The organism is Pseudoalteromonas sp. 0303 (assembly GCF_013349995.1).
In the GTDB taxonomy this organism is placed as follows: Bacteria; Pseudomonadota; Gammaproteobacteria; order Enterobacterales; family Alteromonadaceae; genus Pseudoalteromonas.
In genome coordinates this window covers 79,599-87,052 of sequence record NZ_JABVXF010000023.1, presented here as the reverse complement: position 1 = coordinate 87,052, position 7,454 = coordinate 79,599, and the positions used below count along the sequence as shown (strand labels likewise).

Here is a 7,454-nt window from a genome sequence, read left to right as displayed (position 1 = left end):
TAGACTCTGAATACATTAGCGCAAACCATCTCCGTTATTTTTAGTTATTAACTTGCAAAACGGGGCGTACCATACATAACTGTCCAATCTAAACCAAGTTTCCAGCTTGTTGCATCACCAATTGTGCTGTAGTCAGCGTAACGTACCGCTGTATCTAGTACTAGGTCTTGAACAAGAGGTAAGTCAGCAAGAAGTGGGATTGATGCTTCGAAGTAAATTTCATTTACATCAAACTCACCTTTATCTTCACCAAGCGCGTTAAAGAAAGTACCGGCTGCGTTGTCTGGCTCTTCAGTTTCGCTTTCTTCTTTACGGTATTCAACACCTGCTGCAAAACCAATGTAACCTGCTGGTAATTCATAAATTGCTGAATTTGCAAGTGAAGCAGACACAACTGTTTGAGTAATCTTTGAAGTACCTACTGAAACAGTATTGATGTAATCAATCGCTTCTTGGCTCGGTGCACCAAAGCCCATGATATTAACAGGTACACACCCTTCAGCACGTGCTTCTTCGCTGCGACAAACAACATTGCCTGAACCATCATCAATAGCATCTAGGGCATTGTAGTAGTTTGCCATGATCATGTTAGCGCCATTAACACGCTCTAAATCAGTTTGGCCATATACAACTGACGCATCCAATTCCCAGTCATTGAATACCGTGCCTTTTAAGCCTGCAACAAAACGGGTTGTTTCACGTGTATTGTCTTCAACACGACGACCTAAGTCAGTCATCATGCGGTTAACCATGATTGAGCTAACACCTTCTTGTTCCATTAGATCTTTAACGCTTGAGTCAAGATAAGGGTTGTCAATCTTGATGCTGTTATTTGGGTTAAAGAAGAAGAATGCTGGCTGACCAATGCTTTGGCCTTCGCTGTTAACATACTTTGCTTCAAGATACGCATTCATGCCCTCTGCGATATCGTAGTTCGTTTTGAAGTTAATGTTGTAGCGTTCAAACTCAGGTTGAATTTGGTTAAACTGTGCTAGGTTAAATGAATCACAGTTAGCACATGCAAGGCCATCTACTTGGTCACCAATGTTAAGTTCACGGTAAGTACCATCTGGGTTAAATGAATTTACATAGCCATTACTTAGCGCGAATACACCTGCGTTATTAATCGCATAGTAACCTGCATTTGGCGTATAAATGTAGTCAGGAAAAGCTGGATCATCTTTGTTTTCAGCTGTTTGAGCTGTATTACGCATATTGCGGTAAGAGCCATCAGTCCATGGGTGGTCTAACGCATTTAAAGTATCTTGACCCGAATACTCAACAGAGAATGCAACATTACCGCGATCATTATCGAAGTTTGTGCCGTAAGAGAATGTTGCTTTTTCGTTGCTGTAATCGCTTAGGTCTGATTCGCCTCGAGTTACACTTGCGCTAAAGCCTTCAATATTCTTTTTAAGAATGAAGTTAACTACACCCGTTACAGCATCGGCACCGTATACAGCTGACGCCCCACCGGTGATAATTTCAACACGCTCAACCCATGTGCTTGGAATTGTATTTGTATCAACTGATTGAGAGCCTGCAGAGCTAGAAACGTGACGCTTACCATTAACAAGTACTAGCGTACGGTCAGTACCCATATTACGTAAGTCAAGAATACTTAAACCCGCAGTACCGATGTAACGGCCAGAGTTTGAAAGTGAAAAAGTATTACCAAGAGCTGGTAATTTATTAAGTGCCTCACCGATATTAACCGCGCCTGTGTTAACTAAGTCATCACCAGTGATAACTGTCACTGGCGCAGGGGCAATAGCACCTTCACGTAAAATACGAGAACCTGTTACTTCGATACGGTCGATTGTTTGTACACCTTCTTCATCAGCAGCAAATGACTGACCTGAAATTGCAAGTGCAGATGTGCACAGGGCAAGCTTAATACTTGCACCTAAGATGTTATGTTTTTTCATTGTTTCACCTGTTAGTTTTTATTTTATCCCTTAAAGGGTTGTTAACAGTTGTTCTTAAAATGTTAACGAGGTGCACTTTGTCATTGTCCCTATTATTTGCAAACAAAAACTACGTATCAATTTGTACACATCTAATTTCAATTTAAACAGTATGTTAGATTTTTTGTGGGATTCAGGTGTTTTTTGTTTGTTGTGAAAAGGTGATTACAGAATATTTACTTTGTTTCTGTATTTGGTATTTTAATGGCATTAGGTTTACGTAGCGTTTCGCTTTATAATGGGTGCATAATTTGTATTTGGTTGAGAGTGTATGAAAGCCATTTTTATTAGTTTTTTAATCGTTTTTTCCAGTCTGAGTGCGGCCAACAATATTGACCTTGAGGCCAATATGAAAAACATGGGGCTTGCTTATAAAAACTCAGTGCGAGCAACTGATTTAGCCACCTTTAATACCGCTATCGATGAATTTATTGAGTTGTTAGAGACTGCCAAAACAGCTGATTTTAAACAGCATAAAACAGCGTCTTTAGAAGGGCTTGATAAAGTCATAAATCAAGCAAAGCAAGCTAAGCAACTTGCAACGACCCGTGGCCTTGAAGCTGCAAAAGCGCCGCTTAAATCTATTGATGAGCTACGTAAGAAATACCATGAGCTACATGAGCCGCCAGGTTTTTGGGAGTTGTTATTTGGCAAATAAAAATAAACTAACGAGTTAGATTTACTTTAATTTAAAAAAGGTGCCTCGGCACCTTTTTTAACGCTTTTTCTTTTTACCCTGAACTGCCTTCAAGCGCGGATTGTCTTTATTAATAACATAGACACGACCTTTACGCTTTACGATTTGGCAGCCCGGGCGGTTCTTCGCGCTTTTTAATGAACTTAACACTTTCATGTTCTTTCCTTAATAGCAACTACTTGCTCGCTAAGTTTTAATTGTCGAACCAATAATAAAGTAGCTGTCTGCCGCTGTATCATGAAACGCGACTTGCTGGTAATCAGGGTGGATATTTGGCTTCATAATGGAGCTCTTTGTTATGTGATAATGTAGCGATTATAGGGTGGTTGACTATTTAGATCAAGATAAAAATGATTCTTATTTATATTGTTTTGTCTTAATTTTGTACAAGCTGAACAATCAATAAGCAGTTAGATTTAAAAAGCTGGATATTGTCGATAAGGCTGTTATAACTAGGTATGCGTGCTTATTTTAAAGAAGGATAAGGAAGTGAATGATAAAACTAGCCGTGAAGAACTAGATCAAAATGTAATGAACACGCTTCGCGATAAAGACCATTCTGTTTTAGCTAATCATGTAGACACCTTGTCGTGTACTCACAACGATATTATTGAGTTGTTGGCACAGTATTTAGCTCTGAGTGAACAAGATGATGATGAGCGTTTTGATACCTGGTTTGATAATCTAAGTAAAGAGCAACACACCGTTGTGAAGACTTTCGAAGTGTATCGTGGTCAGTACGAGCATTTAGATTCTTAATACTTGATCATGTTGTTTTTACATGAAAAAAGCCACCCGAAGGCGGCTTTGCTGATTAGCGCTAACTAATTAATCTAACATGTAAGCTCGCATGGTAATTTGCTCAGCTTGGCTTGAACCATAATCTGAAACAATCGTTCGAATATGGACAAAGTCACCGACGTTGCCAGTATTAGGGATCGTAGCTACCCATTCACCGTCAATGTGTTCAACCTGTGCATCTAACCAGTTTTCGCTTGAGAACTTGGTTGATACAGGGCAATAGATATAAGCAGGCACGTTAGCAATTGTGCATTCTTGGCCGTACGCATATTGGAACTGTACATCTGCCAGCGCCACTTCACCTACACCGTCCAGTAAACCCGTTAACTTAACGTGAGCCGCTTCACCCGCTTTCATGCTGTTGTTAATATCAACCGGTAAATCAACCATAGGCATTAAAATTGGCTGAACACCTTGTTGCTGCTCGTCAGCCGTAAATGTATAGAAACCTTGGTAAAGAGAACCTAGCTTATCATTTATTGGAGAGCGCTCACCGACACCGCGAGCATAAGAACGCATTTCTAAGGTAATTTGATGAGAGCCCGGTTCAAGCGTTAACGTGCCTTGATACGGAGATGCTGGCTCACCATTTACTTTTAAACCAAAGGCTGAGCTACCCATATAACCAAAAATACCATCATGGTTTGCGGCATCGCCAAACGAAGCAAGATTAAAGTAAAGGACATTGGTATCGCGGCTAATAATCGCCGAGCCACTGCTGCCTAAGCTACCAGCACGTGGACCTTTAAACCAAGTAGTGCTTTGCTCAGCACCTTCAGTCATAGCGCGTGGACCATCAAAATAAGCGCCACCACTTTGAATTTGATAGTTTGGCATAACGACATTCGTCCATGCATTTTTTGTACTTGCTGTGTAATATTCATCACGCTGATGAGGCAACATAATTAACTGTGAGCTACCTGTTGAGTAGAACTCTCCGGTACTGTTGGTCATTGCCATAACATCAGTCCATGCAGGGCGCTCATCATTTTGCGAGTGATAAGACGCACTCATTTTATGCATTTTATGTTCAGCAATATTGATTTGCCCATATTGAATTCGGCCATCAGTAATATGGTTGATTGAATAAGCATAAGGTGAGCGTTCAGCCGCAATACCAGACCAGCTAACGATATTGTTGCCAGCCTCTATTTCTGCCATTAAGGCTTCACCTTGTTCGGTACTAATACCAATCACGGGGACTTTTGGTGTGCCTGTGATTGCCCCTTTATATCGGCCGCCACGACCAGGACGATAAAAAATCACACCGCTGGCGCCATTTTTCATCGCATTACCGACCATGTAAGACGTGAGGTAATTAGGGTTAGCAATAAGCGCAATTTTTCCGTCTAACTCAAATTGGCTCCAGTCAGTGCTGTAACCAGCATCACCTACTGGCACTACTTCTGCAGAGCCTTCACCATGAAAAGACAGTGCTAAACCTTGTTTGATGTAATCAAGTTCAACCCCATTTTGCATCGTGACGGTTGTTTCTGGAGCTACCGCGCGGGTGGTGATAAATGAGCGAAAACGATCGTCATGACCTTGTGACCATGCATACATATCATTTACGTAATCAGGTGCCATTTCGATAGCTGCAAGTTTGGCTGCTTTTTGGTCATCAAGTGCATAAGTAAAACCGAATGAATAACCTTGAGGATCAAGAGGTTGATCTGCTTTGAACGTGACTTTTTGTGCACTACGTGCATCAAAGTTAATTTCTGTTGCTTTGTCAATCTTACGATTTAATACAGCCATTTGTGCCGCTGATTCAACTAAACCAGAGCTGGTTTGCTGATTATCGTAAGTCATAATGTTAGCAATCAACGTATAGTAACCAGCAGGTACATCGATATTGGCTTTACCGCCAGTGAGCCTAACAAGACTGCCCCAATCATCTTCTTCATTAATTAAGTAAAGCTTTGATGGCGAGCCTGCTTGATTACCCCAGCGATCTGTCAGGTTTACCGTTAAATTAACGTGAGGTTGGTCAATCCAAAATGACACTGGCACTGTCACTTGCTGATCAGTATTGCCAACAGTTGTTCCTGTGATACGACCTGTAATTGCACCATAAGCACTGTTATTAAGTGCCGCACTTGGGTCAATCCACATAGGGACTTGAGCAACACCTTTGGCTGGGATTGTCACAGATTTAATATCTAATCCTGCCAAGGTCGCTGGTAATTGAGTTTTGCCATCTTCACCGATTAAATCTAATTTCAATTTTAATTTAATACTTTCATCAGACGTGTTTGTTAGCGTGATCTGTGTTTCTGTAAATGCACTATTGGCATTATCAAAGTAGCCAAGTTCACGGTTTGCAGGGGCCACAATAGCTTGGTCAATGGCACGGTCGATATTCATGGCACCGGCACCTTGCTCAAGGACGTGAGAATCACTACTAAATACAGATGATGTAAGCACGTCTTTAATTTCTTTTGGCGTAAGGTCTTGGCGAGCTTGCATTACAATTGCAGCACCACCGGCAACATGAGGAGCAGCCATTGATGTACCTGAATACACGCGGTAGGCCGTATCACCTAAGCCACCAGAAGCCGCGGCAACCACAGAGACACCTTGCGAGGCAATATCTGGTTTTGCTGAGTGGCCATCTGGCGATGGACCGCGTGAAGAGAACGACGCCGTATTGCCATCACGATCAATAGCACCCACGGTTAATGCACTTGGCGCGCAGCCCGGTGAACCAATCGTTTCGCGGGTAAAGCTATTGCCTGCAGAGATAACAAATAAAGCCTTATCACTCAGCGCTTCAACCATCTCAACCAATGGGCCACTACAGGTTGTTGCTGTGCCACCCAATGACATATTTACAATGTCAGCTTGTTCTGAAAGCACCGCCCATTGCATGCCATTTAAAATACCGTAGGTTGATCCTCCTCCTGTATTACCAAGTACTTTACCGATAATTAAATCGGCGGCTGGTGCCACACCGGCCCATTTGCCTGCTGACTCATGACCATTGCCTGCAACGGTTGAGGCTGTATGAGTTCCATGACCATTTAAGTCATCTACACCGTTGCTCGAATACGTAAAATCACGGGATGCAATGACACGACCTAGTAAGTCTGGGTGCTCGGTATCGTAGCCTGTATCAAGTACGGCAACTTTAATACCTGCGCCATTATAGTTAATCGCTGACTCACCATATGCGCCGGTTAGTGGGACTGTTGGAGTCAGTGTTTCTGACTGGATAACCTTGTGAGCATGAACGACAGCATCAAGCCAAATACCTTCAACGTCAGCTTGTGCAACCAGGGTTTGCCAAGTTTGCGCTGCTTTGTCTTTGTTGATTGCAAATGCGGCGCTGTCGATTAGCTCAATTTCACCGGTTAATGACATACCAGCAAGCGTTGCTGGGACTGCCGGTCCTGCAAGGCTGCCGTCGCGGTATTCAACAATGACGGGGAGCGCGTCGGTTGATGCATCATCGTAACCCGATTCATATAACTTATTAATGTTAAATAACTCTAAATCGATCGCATTTGAATCAACTAAGGCTTGAGCATGGTTTGGAACAACATAGGTGTTGTTACCACGTTTAAAGATACTGGTGAATGTATCTGAACCATCTGCATTCACTAATCGAATGCCGCCTAGCTTGCCGTCTTTATTGACAACAGCCGATACTTTGTCCCCAGTGATCAAAGTGAATGTAAGGGCATCCGCTTTACTTTGTTGTGTAACAAATGATTCTTCTGCGGTTGCTGGTTGGGCAATCGATAAGCCGAGCATGGCTAAGTAGCTCGCCTTTAAGCGACCAAGTCTTGGAAAAGGTTTCATCTTTTCATCCTGTATTTTGATTTAATTAGTTTGGAAGAAAGGAGTTATTGCTAGGTGTCAAAACAACAAATATGACAAGAGCAATAACTCAACCAGACCAATCTATCGATCAAGCAGATGAAAACCTACAAAATAAAGGTAGCAAATTGTATTAACCTATTTGTAACAAAATAAACACTGTTGTA

4 protein-coding genes and 2 pseudogenes are annotated in these 7,454 nt (G+C 42.1%); 2 read left to right on the top strand and 4 right to left on the bottom strand.

Annotation, left to right across the window (positions count from 1 at the left end):
* Positions 1-77: 77 nt before the first annotated feature.
* A pseudogene (locus HUS62_RS15220) lies at positions 78-1,928 on the bottom strand (TonB-dependent receptor plug domain-containing protein); the annotation flags it as partial.
* A 310-nt stretch (positions 1,929-2,238) separates the two neighbouring features.
* Here HUS62_RS15220 and HUS62_RS15215 point away from each other — a divergent pair.
* Positions 2,239-2,625, top strand: coding sequence for a cytochrome b562 (locus HUS62_RS15215; protein ID WP_062565726.1), 387 nt, complete (start codon positions 2,239-2,241; stop codon positions 2,623-2,625).
* A 57-nt stretch (positions 2,626-2,682) separates the two neighbouring features.
* Here HUS62_RS15215 and ykgO read toward each other — a convergent pair whose 3' ends face one another.
* Positions 2,683-2,820 carry a type B 50S ribosomal protein L36 gene (gene ykgO, locus HUS62_RS15210; protein WP_058584105.1) on the bottom strand — a complete coding sequence of 46 codons (138 nt, stop codon included), beginning with the start codon at positions 2,818-2,820 and terminating at the stop codon, positions 2,683-2,685.
* Between the two features lie 33 nt (positions 2,821-2,853).
* A pseudogene (locus HUS62_RS15205) lies at positions 2,854-2,946 on the bottom strand (50S ribosomal protein L31); the annotation flags it as partial.
* Positions 2,947-3,195: 249 nt separating this feature from the next.
* Between HUS62_RS15205 and HUS62_RS15200 the strand changes: the two are divergent.
* Entirely contained in the window at positions 3,196-3,423 is a 228-nt protein-coding gene (locus HUS62_RS15200) for a hypothetical protein (protein WP_220095044.1), read from the top strand.
* A gap of 69 nt (positions 3,424-3,492) precedes the next feature.
* Here the strand turns inward: HUS62_RS15200 and HUS62_RS15195 are convergent, their stop codons facing one another.
* The gene (locus HUS62_RS15195) at positions 3,493-7,269 is read right to left on the bottom strand and encodes a S8 family serine peptidase (protein WP_175080193.1); all 3,777 of its coding nucleotides are present in this window, start codon (positions 7,267-7,269) and stop codon (positions 3,493-3,495) included.
* Positions 7,270-7,454: the final 185 nt, after the last annotated feature.

What these genes read in the sequence shown, in the direction of transcription:
- HUS62_RS15215 (WP_062565726.1), top strand. Translation starts at nt 2,239, where the DNA reads ATGAAAGCCATTTTTATTAGTTTTTTAATCGTTTTTTCCAGTCTGAGT.
- ykgO (WP_058584105.1), bottom strand. Translation starts at nt 2,820, where the DNA reads ATGAAAGTGTTAAGTTCATTAAAAAGCGCGAAGAACCGCCCGGGCTGC.
- HUS62_RS15200 (WP_220095044.1), top strand. Translation starts at nt 3,196, where the DNA reads ATGAACACGCTTCGCGATAAAGACCATTCTGTTTTAGCTAATCATGTA.
- HUS62_RS15195 (WP_175080193.1), bottom strand. Translation starts at nt 7,269, where the DNA reads ATGAAACCTTTTCCAAGACTTGGTCGCTTAAAGGCGAGCTACTTAGCC.